We start from the raw sequence: 13,529 nt of genomic DNA, 5'->3' as shown, positions 1-13,529 counted from the left end.
ATTTTCCTTTGCAAGTAGCGATTCTATAGGGCTCACGGGCGGCAAGGCAAACAACGGGGCAAGCTGAGAGATAGACGGGTCTGCATGAACGAACCTGATAATCGGAGTAATGCAATGAAGTACATCAAGCTGAGGAACGGGCAAGTTGCTTATACTCATCGCGGCCAGGGAAAGCCGGTTTTACTGGTGCATGGCCTGGGCTCGTCATCACGGGACTGGGAGATGCAGATCAACGATCTGTCTCGTGTTGCCAGCGTCTGGGCTTTGGATTTGCGTGGTCATGGTGAAAGTGCCCGTTTGACGCGGCCCTTGCGTTTGGGCGAGTTGGCGGATGACGTCGCTGAATTTATCAGCGTCATGGATATCCAGGGCTGTACTGTAATCGGGATATCCATGGGGGGCATGGTAGGGTTTGACTTGCTGTCGCGCTATCCGCAACTGATAAACGGGCTGGCGGTGATCAACTCCGCGCCGAGTTTTCCGATTGATAGCTGGCACGTGCGCGCCAAGTTGATGATGCGACTTGCGATGTTGCGCGTGCTGGGTATGCGCAATCTGAGCCGGCTGTTGGCGCGAAACCTGTTCCCCAAACCGCAGCAGGCGCCGCTAAGAAGTCGCCTTGTACAGGCTTTTGGCGACAACGATCGGCGTTCTTACTTGCACGCTATTGGTGCGATTGCGGGCTGGTCTTCGGTGCCGGCGGTCAATCAGGTTGACCTGCCGGTACTGGTTGTAACCGGTGACCGGGACTACACCCCAATCGCCTTGAAGCAGCAGTACACGGAGCAGCTGCTCAACGGTCGATTGGAAGTGATATATGACTCCGGACATGCCACACCGCTTGATCAGCCAGAGCAACTGAACTTTTTGTTGCGTCGCTTCCTGTCCGAACTGAGCGGGTCTGACTCCTGCCCTGTGGCCGAGCCCTATGTGCCATAAGCCTGGTTCCGTCCTGCCAGACCGGCTCCGGATGCCAGCGCCCTGCATAGTGTTAACCAGCATGGCACGGGCTCTGTCGCTGGGCGAATGTTGTGCTGTTGGCGGCTGAGCCGGGGGACGGCGCCGCCGGACGTCAAGGTGCGCTGCCGTGCGCTTTGGCGTACCGCTATCGTTGGCTGCGCGGTGCTTAAACTGCCCCGGCGGCGGTATGCGCTTGTTCCCGCCGCCATCTCGCGTAATGATCGTGCTGGCACGGCAGTGTACCGTGCGCCCGGCGGAATGCCGGGTTCAACGACAAGGAGGCGGTATGGCAGAGGCGGTGGCAGCGCAGGGGGTGTGGCGTAACTGGTCTGGCGCTCAGCAGGCAACGCCTGCGCATTGGTGGCAGCCGGCCAGTGAGGACGAATTGGCTGCGTTGCTGCAGCGCTCGACCGGCGAGGTGCGCGTTACCGGCGCGGGGCATTCGTTCAGTGCCTTGTGTAAAACCCCCGAGAACCTTATTTCCCTTGACCAGTTAAGCGGGCTGGTGTCCCACGATGCCGGGCGGCTGACCGCAACGGCGCTGGCGGGTACGCCGCTACACGCGTTGGGGCCGCTGCTTTGGCCGCTGGGGCAGGGGCTTATCAATCAGGGCGATATCGATGCTCAGTCGCTGGCGGGCGCCTGCGGCACCTCCACCCACGGCACGGGGCTGGGCCTTGGATCTTTCTCTGCACAGGTACGTGGCTTGCGGCTGGTGACACCCGGCGGCGAGGTGATTGATGCTGACAGCGAGAACCATCCCGACATTCTGCAGGCGGGCGCAACCTCCCTTGGTGCGCTGGGTGTGGTTACCCGCATTACGCTGCAGAACCGCGCGCGTTATCAGTTGGCCGAGCACGAGTATCTGCTGCCGTTGCCTGAGGTGCTGAGCAGCTTTGAGCAACTGGCGAGCGCCAATCGTCACGCGGAGTTCTGGGCGTTCTTTCGTACCGACAAGGCGGTGGTGAAGGTGCTGAACGAGTCGACTGAGCCGGCAACGCCCAAGCCGCGTTTTAATCTGCCGGTCGACAAGGTACTGGATATCACCTCGCGTATCGCCCACGGGGTGGCGGGTGCGGATGCCTGGATGCAACAGTTGCTGACCGCGCTGCATTCGGAGGTGCGGCGGGTCGGGCGCTCCCATGAGATATTCCCCAGCCCGCGGGCGTCGCGCTTTAATGAGATGGAGTATGAGGTGCCGCTGGCGCGTGGCCTTGAATGCGTAGAAGAGGTGATGGCGACGGTTAAGCGCTCGCCACTGCGCACGCTGTTCCCGCTGGAGTATCGGACGGTAGCGGCGGATGAGGTTTGGCTGTCGCCGTTCTATGGGCGTGACAGCGCGTCCATCTCGATTCATCAGCATGTCTGCGCTGATTACCGTCCCCTGTTTGATTTGGTTGAGCCGATCTTCTGGAAGTACGGCGGGCGCCCGCATTGGGGTAAATTGCATTCGCTGGACGCGGCGCGGCTGGCGGAGCTGTACCCGCGCTGGGACGACGCGCGTCGTGTGCGTGAGCGGCTGGACCCGCGAGGTCGCATGCTCAATGAGCACCTGCGCCAGTTGCTGGTGCTGCCATGACTATCCACGATGCCTATTTTGCCCAGTTGCAGGCGGCGCTGCGTGCAGAAGGCGAGGTTCGTCCTCGTCTGATTGTTGACCTGGATCGGCTGGATCACAACATAGATCAAGCCGTGGCCTTTGCGGCGCGTGCGGGCAAGGCGGTGCGGCTGGTAGAAAAGTCGCTGCCGTCGTTTGAGCTACTTGATTACATCGCCCGTCGCGCCGGTACGCGGCGGTTGATGTCCTTTCATCAGCCGTTTCTCACGCTGGATGCCCAGCATTGGCCGGATGCCGACATTCTGCTTGGCAAACCAATGCCGGTGGCGCTGGCCGAACGGTTCTATCAATCATTCACGGGCGCCTTTGAGCCGCAGCGCCAACTGCAATGGTTGATCGACTCACCCGAGCGGCTTGAACAATATTTGGCTCTGGCGCAGCGCATGGGATTGCGGCTGAACGTGAATCTCGAGCTGGATGTCGGCCTGCACCGGGGCGGCGTGCCGCAAGGCCGCGCGGGCGCTTTGATGCTCAGCGCGCTGCTGCGGTGTATCGCGCAGCATCCGCAGCACCTGAGGTTTACCGGGTTTATGGGCTACGAGCCCCACGTAGCGATGCTGCCACGGCTGTTTGGTGTGCCTGAACGCTTGCTGGCGCAGGCCATGGCGACCTATCAGGCCCGGGTGGAGCAGGTGCAGCGTGAAGCGCCCGCGCTTTGGGCCCAGGCGCTGGCCGCAGAGGGGCAGCCGCCGCTGACGCTCAACACCGCTGGCAGCCCAACCTATCGACTGCACGATCAGGAGCAGGTCAGCAATGAGCTGGCGCTCGGCAGCGGCTTGCTCAAACCCTCGCACTTTGATTTACCAAGCCTGGCAGAGCACCTGCCAGCACTGTTTATCGCCACGCCGGTACTCAAAATGGCTGGTACATTGACGCTGCCGGGGGCAGGGCGGCTACCCGCGCTTATCTCGTGGCTGGCCGGGCGCGGCAAGCAGGCGCTGTTTATCTACGGCGGCAACTGGCTGGCCGACCCCGTCTCGCCTGCCGGGCTGACCGCAAGCGGGCTGTACGGCACCAGTTCGAATCAGCAAGTTTTGCTGGCGCCAGCCGATACCACGTTGCAGGTGGATGACCTGGTGTTTATGCGCCCTACGCAGAGCGAGGCGGTACTGCTGCAGTTTGGTGATGTGCTCGCGGTGCGGGCGGGCAGGGTGGTTGAGCGTTGGCCGGTGTTTGCCGACGCATAGCGGCTCAGGCTGGCCCCTGACTGTTGGCCCAGGGCGTTGGCCATCAGGGTGGTTTTGCAGGCTCATGCCGCTACGCTCGGCGGCAGAGCGCCTTTCGATTTGGCAATCTCCCTGCGCGTTTTGCGCCCGTTCACGCGGCTGACCTGCCGCGCTGTTGCCGTGCGGAACTTTCTTGCACCCTACCTGCAGGATGAACCTGAGGGTGGAGGGAGCATGGATAGCGTACGGATAGGGCTTTTGCTGTTGCTGGGTTGTGCAACGGGATGGTGGGCATGGGAGCGTTATCAGGCTCCTGCCGAGGATGTCGCCGACGCGGCGCCGGCAACCGCTGTGCCGCAGCCGGCCGCGCCGGAGTTGGTTGATGTCAGGCCGGATTATGACGCGATTGTGGAGGCCAAACTGCGTGAGTCTGCCGCCGAGAGCGCATTGGCGACGCGCCCGCCTGCTGCCGAGCAAAGGCAAACAGAGTTCAATGACCAAAACTACGTTGCGCGTCAGCCGGACAACATTCTGGAGTCGCGGCATATTTCATCGCGTGCGGGCCAGGCCGGTACCGAGCGCCGAGCTGATGGCGGGCCCAGTGGCAGTGCTACAGCCACCTTTGACTGGCGCGATGCGCGGCGTCAGCGTAGCCGCTGGAAAACGCGCTATGAGTATCACAACGGCGTGATCGATACCGGCAGTTTCTGCCGCAATTACCGGCGTGGCTCCATTGACTACCGCACGTGCCGCAAAGGCGCCAGGGCCTGGCTGGCTGAACGTTGCGGTAATGGGACCCGTCTTGCTTCTGCCCGGCAACGCATGTACTGCCATGCGCACAGCGGATTTCGGCTGTAGGTGGGGTATTCAGGGGGCTTTTTGCAAGGTATATGGCCGCGCTGGGCGCGGGAGGGATTACTTGCTTTTCGTCGCGGATGAATTTAGCTTCTCTATCCGAAGCTAAATAGCCGGTCGACCAGCTCGACCTGTCACATCCCCGCACGAGGCGAAATCAACGTGAAAACACGCATTACAGAACTGTTTGGCATTGAGCACCCGATTATTCAGGGCGGCATGCACTGGGTGGGCTTTGCCGAGTTGGCTGCCGCTGTCTCCAACGCTGGCGGTCTGGGCACCATCACAGGCCTGACCCAGAAGACTCCGGCTGACCTGGCCAATGAAATTGCCAAATGCCGTGAGCTGACCAATAAGCCGTTTGCCGTTAACCTGACCTTCCTGCCGACCGTCAATGCGCCCGACTACCCCGGTTACATTGAGGCAATCGTCAAGGGCGGTGTGAAGATCGTCGAGACTGCTGGCCGTAGCCCGCAGGAATACATGCCTGCGCTGAAAGATGCCGGCATCAAGGTCATCCACAAGTGCACCTCCGTGCGTCACTCGCTCAAAGCCCAGTCCATCGGTTGCGACGCTGTATCCGTTGACGGTTTCGAGTGTGGTGGCCACCCGGGTGAAGACGATATCCCCAACATGATTCTGCTGCCGCGTGCGGCCGAAGAACTGGAAATCCCCTTCGTTGCGTCCGGCGGCATGGCAGACGGCCGCTCCCTGGTGTCGGCCATGGCATTGGGTGCCGAGGGTATGAACATGGGCACACGCTTTATCGCCACCAAAGAGGCTCCGGTTCACGAGAACGTGAAGCAGGCCATCGTTGCTGCGTCCGAGCTGGACACCCGTCTGGTCATGCGCCCGCTGCGTAACACTGAGCGCGTACTGAACAACGCGGCTGTTGAGCGCATTGTCGAGAAAGAGAAGGCGTTGGGCGACAAGCTGACCTTTGCCGACATCATTGATGAAGTTGCTGGCGTGTACCCGCGCATCATGCAGAACGGTGAGATGGATCTGGGCGCCTGGTCCTGCGGCATGGTTGCGGGCTTGATCCATGACATCCCCAGCTGCGAAGACCTGATCGAGCGCATCATGAAGCAGGCTGAAGGCATCATTCGCGAGCGTCTGCAGTCCATGCTGTAAGCTGTTCCGCTGCCCGGCGCTGCCGGGCAGCGGTTTCTCTGGAGTATCCATGCCGACCAGCCACATCGATTGCAGTGTTGTGAAAACCGCCGAGATCATCGGTGAGTGGTGGTCGCTGCTTATTTTGCGCAATGCCTTCCATGGCATGCGTACCTTTGATGCCTTCCAGCGCCAGCTGGACATCTCCAGCAGTGTGCTTAGTGCTCGGTTGAAGAAGCTCACCGAGGCTGGCGTACTGCAGAAAGTCCCTTCGGCGGCCGATGGCCGCTCATTTGAATATCGCCTCACACCGGCGGGTATGGACCTGTATCCGGTCATCATCAGCCTCATGCAATGGGGCGAGAAGTGGCGACCCAACGGCAAGGGCGACCGCATGCTGTTGCTTGAGAAAAGCAGCGGCCTGCCGATCCGCGGTGCTGAGGTTCTGTCGGCCAACGGCAAGCCATTAAAGGCCTGGGACGTAGAAGTGGTTGCCGGCCCGGGAGCTGATGACTCCGTGCGTGAACTGGTTGGCGAAGACACTGCTGTGTGCCATTGCTAACCTGCTCAGGCGAGACTATTCCGTTATCATTTGTTACCCCTGCCGTGTTCCGCGCGGCCATACCAAAGCTACAGGGAAGGTTTTTTCATGAGAGCACCCTCTTTGCTGGCACTGGGTTTTACTAGTGTCTTGCTATCCATGCCGTTGCAGGCAGCCCCCGAATACGAGAAGCGCGCCGATCTGAGTGAGCAGTTCACCCAGTGGGTCAAGCGGGCGCTGGGCGGTGATGCCGCAGCGCAGCGTGAGCTTGCCCAGCGCTACTACGACGGCGACGGCGTAGAGCAGGACTATGCCAAGGCATTTGAGCTTTACAGTGAGGCTGCCGAGCAAGGAGACGCAGCGGCCCAGTTCTCGGTCGCGTACATGTACGACATGGGCGAAGGCGTCGAGCTGGATGACCTCAAGGCGATCGAGTTCTATACCCAGGCCGCTGAACAGGATCACGCCGCGGCGCAGTTCAATCTGGCGCTGATGTACGACGAAGGCGAGGGTGTGCCGGTAGACGACCTCAAGGCCATCGACTGGTATCAGCGCGCGGCTGAGCTGGGACACGCCGATGCCCAGTACAACCTGGCCATCATGTATGACGAGGGCGAAGGCGTCCCGGTCAACGACAAGCGCGCAGCCGAGCTATACCTGCAGGCCGCGCAGCAAGGGCACTCCGACGCTCAGTACAACCTCGCACTGCTCTATGACCAGGGAGAGGGGGTTGCCATGGACGATCTGGAGGCGGTGCGCTGGTATACCGCAGCAGCCGAACAGGGCGATGCGTCCGCGCAATACAATCTGGCCATCATGTATGACGAAGGTGAGGGCATGCCGGTGGATGACCGTCGTGCTATCGAGTGGTATCGCAAAGCCGCCGAGCAGGGCCACCCTGACGCCCAGTACAACCTGGCGCTGATGTACGACGAAGGTGAAGGCACCAAGGTGGATGATGCCGAAGCCATCAACTGGTACACCTTTGCGGCCCAACAGGGGCACGCCAGTGCGCAGTACAACCTGGCCCTGATGTATGACGAGGGTGAAGGCACCCCGGAAGATAACCAGGCGGCTATCCGCTGGTATACCGCTGCTGCCGAGCAGGGCGAAGTTAACGCGCAATACAACCTGGCCATCATGCATGATGAGGGCGAGGGCACGCCGGAAGACAACCAGTTGGCCATCCACTGGTATGGCAAGGCCGCCAGTCAGGGTGAAGGCAATGCCATGTTCAACCTGGCGATCATGCACATGAATGGTGAAGGTACACCGGTGAATACGCCGATGGCCTACATGCTGTTTGCACTGTGTGCCGGTCAAGGTGTTGAGGGGGCTCGCAACGCCCGCGACATCGTTGCCGAAGACCTGTCGGCCAGTGAGGTCAAGCGAGCGCAGCGCGCTGCTGCCGAGTGGCAACTGGGTGAGCCGCTGCCAGCGCTGTGAGCGTCCGCGTGTTATTCATCGCGTGAATGCGATGTATCAGTGTGAACGGGGTCCAATCCGGGCGCAATTTGCGTACTGTATCGGTCCCCGCTAGTGACCGCCTGGTCGCCGGCAAGCAATTTTCCGTTTTGTCATTTGAATTGGAGGTGGCTGCGATGGCTGCGTTTGAGGATATCAAGAAGGTTGGCGTGATCGGCGCCGGCACCATGGGTCGCGGTATCGTGATGAACTTCGTCAACGCCGGTTATCCGGTCACCTGGCTCGACGTTAACGGCGAAATGCTGGAAAAGGGCAAGGTTGAGATCGCCGCCGTCTACAAGCGCTCGGTCGCCCAGGAGCGTTTTGACGACGCCGAAGCCCAGGCCCGCCTGGCGCGCATCAGCACCACCCAGGAATACGCCGACCTGGCTGACCTGGACCTGGTGGTTGAAGCCGTTTACGAAAACATGGATCTGAAGAAAAAGATCTTCACCGAGCTGGACAAGGCCGTTAAGCCGTCCGCCATCCTGGCCACCAACACCTCTTACCTGGACATCGACGAGATCGCGTCTGCGACCCAGCGTCCTGCTCAGGTTCTGGGCCTGCACTTCTTCAGCCCGGCGCACATCATGAAGCTGCTGGAAGTGGTGCGTGGCAAGGCGACTGCGCAAGACGTCATGGACGCCTGCCTGGCCGTTGGCAAGAAGATTGGTAAAGAAGCGGTATTGGCGGGTAACTGCCACGGCTTTATCGGTAACCGCATGCTGGAGAAATACTCCCGCCAGTCGCGTGAAGTCGTGCTGGAAGGCTCCACCCCGTGGGAAGTTGACCAGGCGCTGCAGGGCTTTGGCATGGCCATGGGCCCCTACCGCATGTACGACGTGGTGGGTGTTGACCTGGGCTGGCGTTCCCGTCAGCTGGCCGGCGTCGGCCGCGGTGAGCCGATCGTATGGCTGGACAACAAGCTGTGCGAAATGGAGCGCTTTGGCCAGAAGAGCGGCCACGGCTTCTACAAGTACGAGGCTGGCAGCCGTCAGGCGATCCACGACCCGGAAACCGACATGATGGCCCGCGAAGTCGCTGAGGAAGCTGGCTACACCGCACGCGACGTTTCCTCCGACGAAATCGTTACCCGCTGCATTCTGGCGCTGGTCAACGAAGGCGCGCGCATTCTGGACGAAGGCTTTGCCGAGTCTGCCGAAGACATCGACCGCGTGTACCGCTTTGGTTACGGCTTCCCGGCCGAGCGCGGCGGCCCGATGGCCTACGCTGACAGCCTGGGCCTGGACAAGGTGCTGGCCGAGATTCGTGCGCTGGAAGCCGAACGCGGTGAGTTCTGGACCCCAGCCGCCGGTCTGGTCAAGCTGGCCGAAGCAGGTGGTCGCTTCACCAAGGCGTGATAGTGCAGCTGCCCGCATGGCTGCGGGCAGCGTCTTAAGAAAGACTGGAATCAAGCTTTCTTTAATATCCCCCCACATCTTAATTAACTACGACAGCCCATCTATCCAGGCTAACGCGATGCCGCCTTGCCTGCTCTTGGAACACTGCTTTACCCCCCCCCCCCTTCTAGGATTTCGCAGACCTCTGTTCTGACTTCGTTACTCTCAAGCCCGCCGGCCCGGTAGGTGTTGGCCTGCACGAAGAGGGGAACTAGTTCATTCTCCCCCACGCTTGACTGTTGCGCTGATCAAGTGATATTGATTATCAATTGTGTTTGTGGGGTGGCGGATTCGTAAGCCTCCCAGATCGACACTCGGTAACTAAGTGGCAGGCTTCCTGGCTCGATCAAGGAGTGTCTGTTGAGTTCCCATCCCTTGAGATTCAGCCAAGCTAAGCCTACTGGAATTCGTGGTACGCGCTTTCCGGGTTAGGTGTGACTTGTCATTCGCGGAGAAACCGACACCATGTCAGCAAATACACCCGTCCTTGCCGCCGTTCCTTCAACATTACGTATTCCGCTTGCGGCCAGGGCTCTGGGGGGCACCCTGTTTCCGCAGATGGCCGTGGAAGACCGCCATGCTGCCGCTGCATTGGCGCGTTTGGGCGATGATGGCCAGCAATGGCTGAAAGATCCTCAGAGTGTCTACGGCACCTTGGCCCGCACACAACGGTTTCGTGATCAGGCGCGTGACTTTGTGGCGGCACACCCCAGCGCGCATATCGCTAACCTGGGCTGCGGTCTGAGTGACTATCTGCAATGGATTGACAACGGTAGTTTGCGCATGACCGATGCGGATTTGCCCGAGGTGATGACTATCCGTCGGGAGGTCATGCCTTCAGAGCATGAACGCCATACATTGTCAGAGTTGGATTTGACCACGCCAGACTGGTGGGATCGTCTCGGTTTGCCTGCCCATCGGGGGGCAGAACCTGTGTTTCTGATGAGCGAAGGCGTATTCATGTATCTGCAACCATCAACGGTAGAAGACATTCTAACGACCTTCGGTGAGCGCGCCTCAGCGGGATCTATCCTGACTTTTGATGTCATGTGCTGGCTGAGCGTGGGGCGCGCCAAGCGTCATACTTCCGTGAAACATACCGATGCCGAGTTTCGCTGGGGGCCCCGTAAGGCCTCGGAGCTCGCGGCCCTGCATCCGCGTTTGAGGTTGCAGGGCGCGCATCAAGTCATGGGAGACTACAGCCTGTTCTATCGAATACTGCAGCCCGTGTTCAAGGCCCTCACTGGTGTGCCCCTTTATGCGGTATACACATTGGCGATCGCACCGGACGATGCCTGACATGACAGCAACCAGAACGCTACAACTGGCGGACGGCCACACCTGCTCAGTGTCCCGTAGTGGTGCAGGCCCGCGGACATCGGTGGCCTCGTTCACGCCTGGCACTCACGAGCAGATGATCAGGGGCCTTTTGCCGCGATGGAAGCATTGCTGGCGCTACTGCCCAATGCTCATTTACAGGTGCAGGATGAGCCTTCCCGCTTTCCGAGCTTAAAAACTGGCAAGGAGGTCTTTGCGCTGCTGGAAACCCAACCCCTCAGGGCAAACCCCTATAGATAACCAACGCTTTCATCTAAGAGCTATGTGCAATGCATACCGGGTTGTGAAACGGGGTGCCCGTAACTTGGAGAAGTATGCATAGGGCTGGAACCCGTTCGGTGCTGGAGTCATGATGAAAAAAATCCGCCGTACAGACTAACTGTACGGCGGATTTTTTTGAGCGCCGTATTGGGCGCGGCATGCCGCGCCTTAACGATAGGCTCAGTCGGTCTTGACCGGAAGGCCGCTGACGGGCTGGCCGTTTATGCTCGCCTCCTTGAGCATGATCTGATAGTGCTGGCCGTCGGTCTCGGTCTGGCTGAGGCGGACCAGCAGGTAGTTCCAGTCCTTGGCAAACCAGAGGGTGGTTTCGCGCTTGGCGTCGGGCTCGCGGATGCGCTCCACCTCAACGGCGTCAAACTGGCCGACGCGGGTGGTCACGCGGTCTTCACCGACCACGCGGAAGTGGTATTCCTCCACCTCGTCGCCATCTACTACGCGGTATTGCATGTCCTGCTTGCCTGCGGCCAGGTCGGCCTGCAGAGCGAGCTGATAGGTGGTCTTGTCGAGCAGGCCGGGTTCGGTCGGCAGGCTGAAGGCTTCGCCCTTGTAATCGCCGGTGACCTGGCCCTGTTGCCAGTCAAACTGCTGGGTGATCTCTTTGCCCCGGCCAAGGCCGCGGCGCTCGTAGTGGTAGCTGAGCGGGCGGATCTGTTCATCAACTACCTGCAGACTGCTTTCTTCGGTGAGGCGCGCGACAAACATGCTGGCGCTGAACGAAAGGCGCCAGGTGCCGTCGGCGTTCTGCTGCAGGCTGTGTACAGCCTCGCCGTTGACCGGGATGTTTTTCATGTCTGCGGCGTAGCTGGCGCTGAAGGGGGTCAGTTCAAGAGCGCTAGCACCGGTTGCGGTGAGGGTTAAAACCAGTGTCGCCAGAGGGGCGACAAAAAAACGGGTAGTGCGCGATCTGATGTTGGCGTGCATCTGTTGTGTCTCACATGCTGGATTCGATGGTTTCCAGTCTTAGTCCACCGGATGGAATTGGCTCACCGTCCAGGTTTGCCACTCCGTTAATCAGGCGCAGTCGGCCGCTGGCGAACCAGCGTACCACCAGCGGATACAGGCGGTGTTCCTGTTGCTGTACCCGCGTTGCCAGGCTGGCTGCATCATCGTCGGGATGGATTGCGACGCGCCCCTGAAGTACCAGCGGGCCACCGTCCAGTTCCTCGGTCACGAAGTGGATGCTGGCGCCGGCCTCGGCGTCTCCGGCATCCAATGCTCGCTGGTGGGTCTGCAGGCCTTTGTACTTCGGCAACAGGGACGGGTGAATGTTCAACAGCCTGCCATGAAAATGTGTCACGAAGGTGGCGGTCAGAATGCGCATGAAGCCGGCCAGTAGTACCAGATCAGGGGTGAAGGCGCCGATCTGTTCGATCAGTGCCTGATCGTAGGCGGCACGGTCAGCGAAGTTGCGGTGGTCCAGCGCGCGGGTTTCGATACCGGCGCTGCGCGCTCGCTCAAGGCCGTAGGCCTCGGCCTTGTTGGAAATGACGGCGACTACCTCGGCCGGTGCGTCGGCACCGGCCAGGTCGTCGAGAACTGCCTGCAGATTACTGCCCGATCCGGAGATCAGGACGACAATACGGCAGCCCACCGATCAGTTGCCCTGCAGAACAACGGCTTCGGCGCCTTCGGTTGCGCTGCTGATCTGTCCGATCACCCAGGGTTGCTCGCCGGCGTCGCGCAGGCTTTGCAGTGCGGTTTCTGCTTGCTCGGCTGCAACACAGATGACCATGCCCACGCCGCAGTTCAGCACGCGGTGCATTTCGGTTTCATCAACGTTGCCCTGCTCCTGCAGCCAGTTGAAGACTGCCGGACGCTGCCAGCTGTTCAGGTCGATGATGGCCTGCGAGCCTTCGGGCAGCACGCGCGGGATGTTCTCCAGCAGGCCGCCACCGGTGATGTGGGCCATGGCCTTCACTGCGCCGGTCTGCTTGATCAGTTGCAGCAGGGCCTTGACGTAGATGCGGGTCGGCGCCATCAGCAGCTCGCTCAGCGGCTTGCCGTCAAGTTGTGTGCTGTGGATGTCGATGCCGGCCACTTCAATGATTTTGCGAATCAGCGAATAGCCGTTGGAGTGCGGACCGGATGAGGGCAGGGCGATCAGGGTGTCGCCGGCGATGACCTTGGTGCCGTCGATGATCTCGGCCTTTTCTACCACGCCAACACAGAAGCCGGCCAGGTCGTAATCTTCGCCTTCGTACATGCCGGGCATTTCAGCCGTCTCACCACCCACCAGGGCGCAGCCCGCCTGCTCGCAGCCGGTACCGATACCGGTCACCACCTGGGCGGCAACGTCAACGTTGAGTTTGCCGGTGGCGTAATAGTCAAGGAAGAACAGCGGCTCGGCGCCGCAGACAATCAGATCGTTGACGCACATGGCGACTAGGTCGATGCCGATGCTGTCGTGCATGCCCAGGTCCATCGCCAGACGCAGCTTGGTGCCCACGCCGTCGGTGCCCGATACCAGGACCGGCTGGCGGTAACCTTCAGGGATTTCGCACAGCGCGCCAAAGCCACCCAGGCCGCCCATGACTTCGGGGCGCGCAGTGCGTTTGGCAACATGCTTGATGCGGTCAACCAGGGCGTTGCCAGCGGCGATATCCACGCCGGCGTCTTTGTAGCTGATCGAAGGTTTGGAGGGCGTCTGGCTGCTCATGAGCGGGTCTCGAAGGGATCAAGGGACAATATAGGTCCGCCGCCCCCGTCATGCCTTGTCGGGCGCGGCGCCGGATAGCGGCATAGTCTACCAATTCATCAGCTTCAGAGCCATGCTGAAGGGCGCGGACAGTATC

The 13,529-nt window shown here is 60.6% G+C and carries 12 protein-coding genes; 9 read left to right on the top strand and 3 right to left on the bottom strand.

Annotated features, from left to right (window positions below; all coding sequences use genetic code 11):
- Positions 1 to 114: 114 nt before the first annotated feature.
- The 9 genes from HV822_RS03915 to HV822_RS03875 all read left to right on the top strand — a co-directional run bounded on the left by HV822_RS03915 (position 115) and on the right by HV822_RS03875 (position 10,416).
- The gene (locus HV822_RS03915; RefSeq protein ID WP_238872465.1) at positions 115 to 939 is read left to right on the top strand and encodes an alpha/beta fold hydrolase; all 825 of its coding nucleotides are present in this window, start codon (positions 115 to 117) and stop codon (positions 937 to 939) included.
- A gap of 307 nt (positions 940 to 1,246) precedes the next feature.
- Complete coding sequence (locus HV822_RS03910) at positions 1,247 to 2,539, top strand: D-arabinono-1,4-lactone oxidase (RefSeq protein ID WP_238872464.1); 1,293 nt, start codon at positions 1,247 to 1,249, stop codon at positions 2,537 to 2,539.
- Positions 2,536 to 3,765, top strand: a complete 1,230-nt coding sequence (locus tag HV822_RS03905; RefSeq protein WP_238872463.1) for an alanine racemase — start codon at positions 2,536 to 2,538, stop codon at positions 3,763 to 3,765. The genes HV822_RS03910 and HV822_RS03905 overlap by 4 nt, the downstream gene beginning before the upstream one ends.
- A gap of 213 nt (positions 3,766 to 3,978) precedes the next feature.
- Positions 3,979 to 4,602 carry a hypothetical protein gene (locus HV822_RS03900; protein WP_238872461.1) on the top strand — a complete coding sequence of 208 codons (624 nt, stop codon included), beginning with the start codon at positions 3,979 to 3,981 and terminating at the stop codon, positions 4,600 to 4,602.
- 159 nt (positions 4,603 to 4,761) lie between these two features.
- Positions 4,762 to 5,733 (top strand): NAD(P)H-dependent flavin oxidoreductase, encoded by a 972-nt coding sequence (locus tag HV822_RS03895; RefSeq protein ID WP_275419404.1) that lies wholly within the window; start codon positions 4,762 to 4,764, stop codon positions 5,731 to 5,733.
- Positions 5,734 to 5,782: 49 nt separating this feature from the next.
- A complete protein-coding gene (locus HV822_RS03890) occupies positions 5,783 to 6,274 on the top strand; it encodes a winged helix-turn-helix transcriptional regulator (RefSeq protein WP_238872459.1) in 492 nt (163 codons plus the stop codon).
- Positions 6,275 to 6,361: 87 nt separating this feature from the next.
- On the top strand, positions 6,362 to 7,699 hold the full coding sequence (locus tag HV822_RS03885) for a tetratricopeptide repeat protein (protein WP_238872457.1): 1,338 nt from the start codon (positions 6,362 to 6,364) through the stop codon (positions 7,697 to 7,699).
- Between the two features lie 155 nt (positions 7,700 to 7,854).
- Positions 7,855 to 9,078, top strand: a complete 1,224-nt coding sequence (locus tag HV822_RS03880) for a 3-hydroxyacyl-CoA dehydrogenase (protein WP_238872455.1) — start codon at positions 7,855 to 7,857, stop codon at positions 9,076 to 9,078.
- A 504-nt stretch (positions 9,079 to 9,582) separates the two neighbouring features.
- Positions 9,583 to 10,416: a class I SAM-dependent methyltransferase gene (locus HV822_RS03875; RefSeq protein ID WP_238872453.1), complete on the top strand. Its 834-nt coding sequence runs from the start codon at positions 9,583 to 9,585 to the stop codon at positions 10,414 to 10,416.
- Between the two features lie 480 nt (positions 10,417 to 10,896).
- On the opposite strand, the gene HV822_RS03870 is transcribed toward HV822_RS03875, so the two are convergent.
- From HV822_RS03870 to purM, 3 genes are read right to left on the bottom strand one after another with little or no spacing between them, the layout of a single operon-like run.
- The gene (locus HV822_RS03870; RefSeq protein WP_238872451.1) at positions 10,897 to 11,658 is read right to left on the bottom strand and encodes a DUF3108 domain-containing protein; all 762 of its coding nucleotides are present in this window, start codon (positions 11,656 to 11,658) and stop codon (positions 10,897 to 10,899) included.
- A 10-nt stretch (positions 11,659 to 11,668) separates the two neighbouring features.
- Positions 11,669 to 12,328 (bottom strand): phosphoribosylglycinamide formyltransferase, encoded by a 660-nt coding sequence (purN, locus tag HV822_RS03865; protein ID WP_238872449.1) that lies wholly within the window; start codon positions 12,326 to 12,328, stop codon positions 11,669 to 11,671.
- 3 nt (positions 12,329 to 12,331) lie between these two features.
- The gene (gene purM, locus HV822_RS03860; protein ID WP_238872447.1) at positions 12,332 to 13,393 is read right to left on the bottom strand and encodes a phosphoribosylformylglycinamidine cyclo-ligase; all 1,062 of its coding nucleotides are present in this window, start codon (positions 13,391 to 13,393) and stop codon (positions 12,332 to 12,334) included.
- Positions 13,394 to 13,529: the final 136 nt, after the last annotated feature.

Origin of the sequence: Halopseudomonas maritima (assembly GCF_021545785.1) — a bacterium.
Lineage (GTDB): Bacteria > Pseudomonadota > Gammaproteobacteria > Pseudomonadales > Pseudomonadaceae > Halopseudomonas > Halopseudomonas maritima.
The sequence above is the reverse complement of the archived record's forward strand: the minus strand, read 5'-3'. Positions and strand labels throughout refer to the sequence as shown.

Bases quoted from the DNA above. Each gene is read 5' to 3' on its own strand.
- HV822_RS03915 (WP_238872465.1), top strand. From the start codon at position 115: ATGAAGTACATCAAGCTGAGGAACGGGCAAGTTGCTTATACTCATCGC.
- HV822_RS03910 (WP_238872464.1), top strand. From the start codon at position 1,247: ATGGCAGAGGCGGTGGCAGCGCAGGGGGTGTGGCGTAACTGGTCTGGC.
- HV822_RS03905 (WP_238872463.1), top strand. From the start codon at position 2,536: ATGACTATCCACGATGCCTATTTTGCCCAGTTGCAGGCGGCGCTGCGT.
- HV822_RS03900 (WP_238872461.1), top strand. From the start codon at position 3,979: ATGGATAGCGTACGGATAGGGCTTTTGCTGTTGCTGGGTTGTGCAACG.
- HV822_RS03890 (WP_238872459.1), top strand. From the start codon at position 5,783: ATGCCGACCAGCCACATCGATTGCAGTGTTGTGAAAACCGCCGAGATC.
- HV822_RS03885 (WP_238872457.1), top strand. From the start codon at position 6,362: ATGAGAGCACCCTCTTTGCTGGCACTGGGTTTTACTAGTGTCTTGCTA.
- HV822_RS03880 (WP_238872455.1), top strand. From the start codon at position 7,855: ATGGCTGCGTTTGAGGATATCAAGAAGGTTGGCGTGATCGGCGCCGGC.
- HV822_RS03875 (WP_238872453.1), top strand. From the start codon at position 9,583: ATGTCAGCAAATACACCCGTCCTTGCCGCCGTTCCTTCAACATTACGT.
- HV822_RS03870 (WP_238872451.1), bottom strand. From the start codon at position 11,658: ATGCACGCCAACATCAGATCGCGCACTACCCGTTTTTTTGTCGCCCCT.
- purM (WP_238872447.1), bottom strand. From the start codon at position 13,393: ATGAGCAGCCAGACGCCCTCCAAACCTTCGATCAGCTACAAAGACGCC.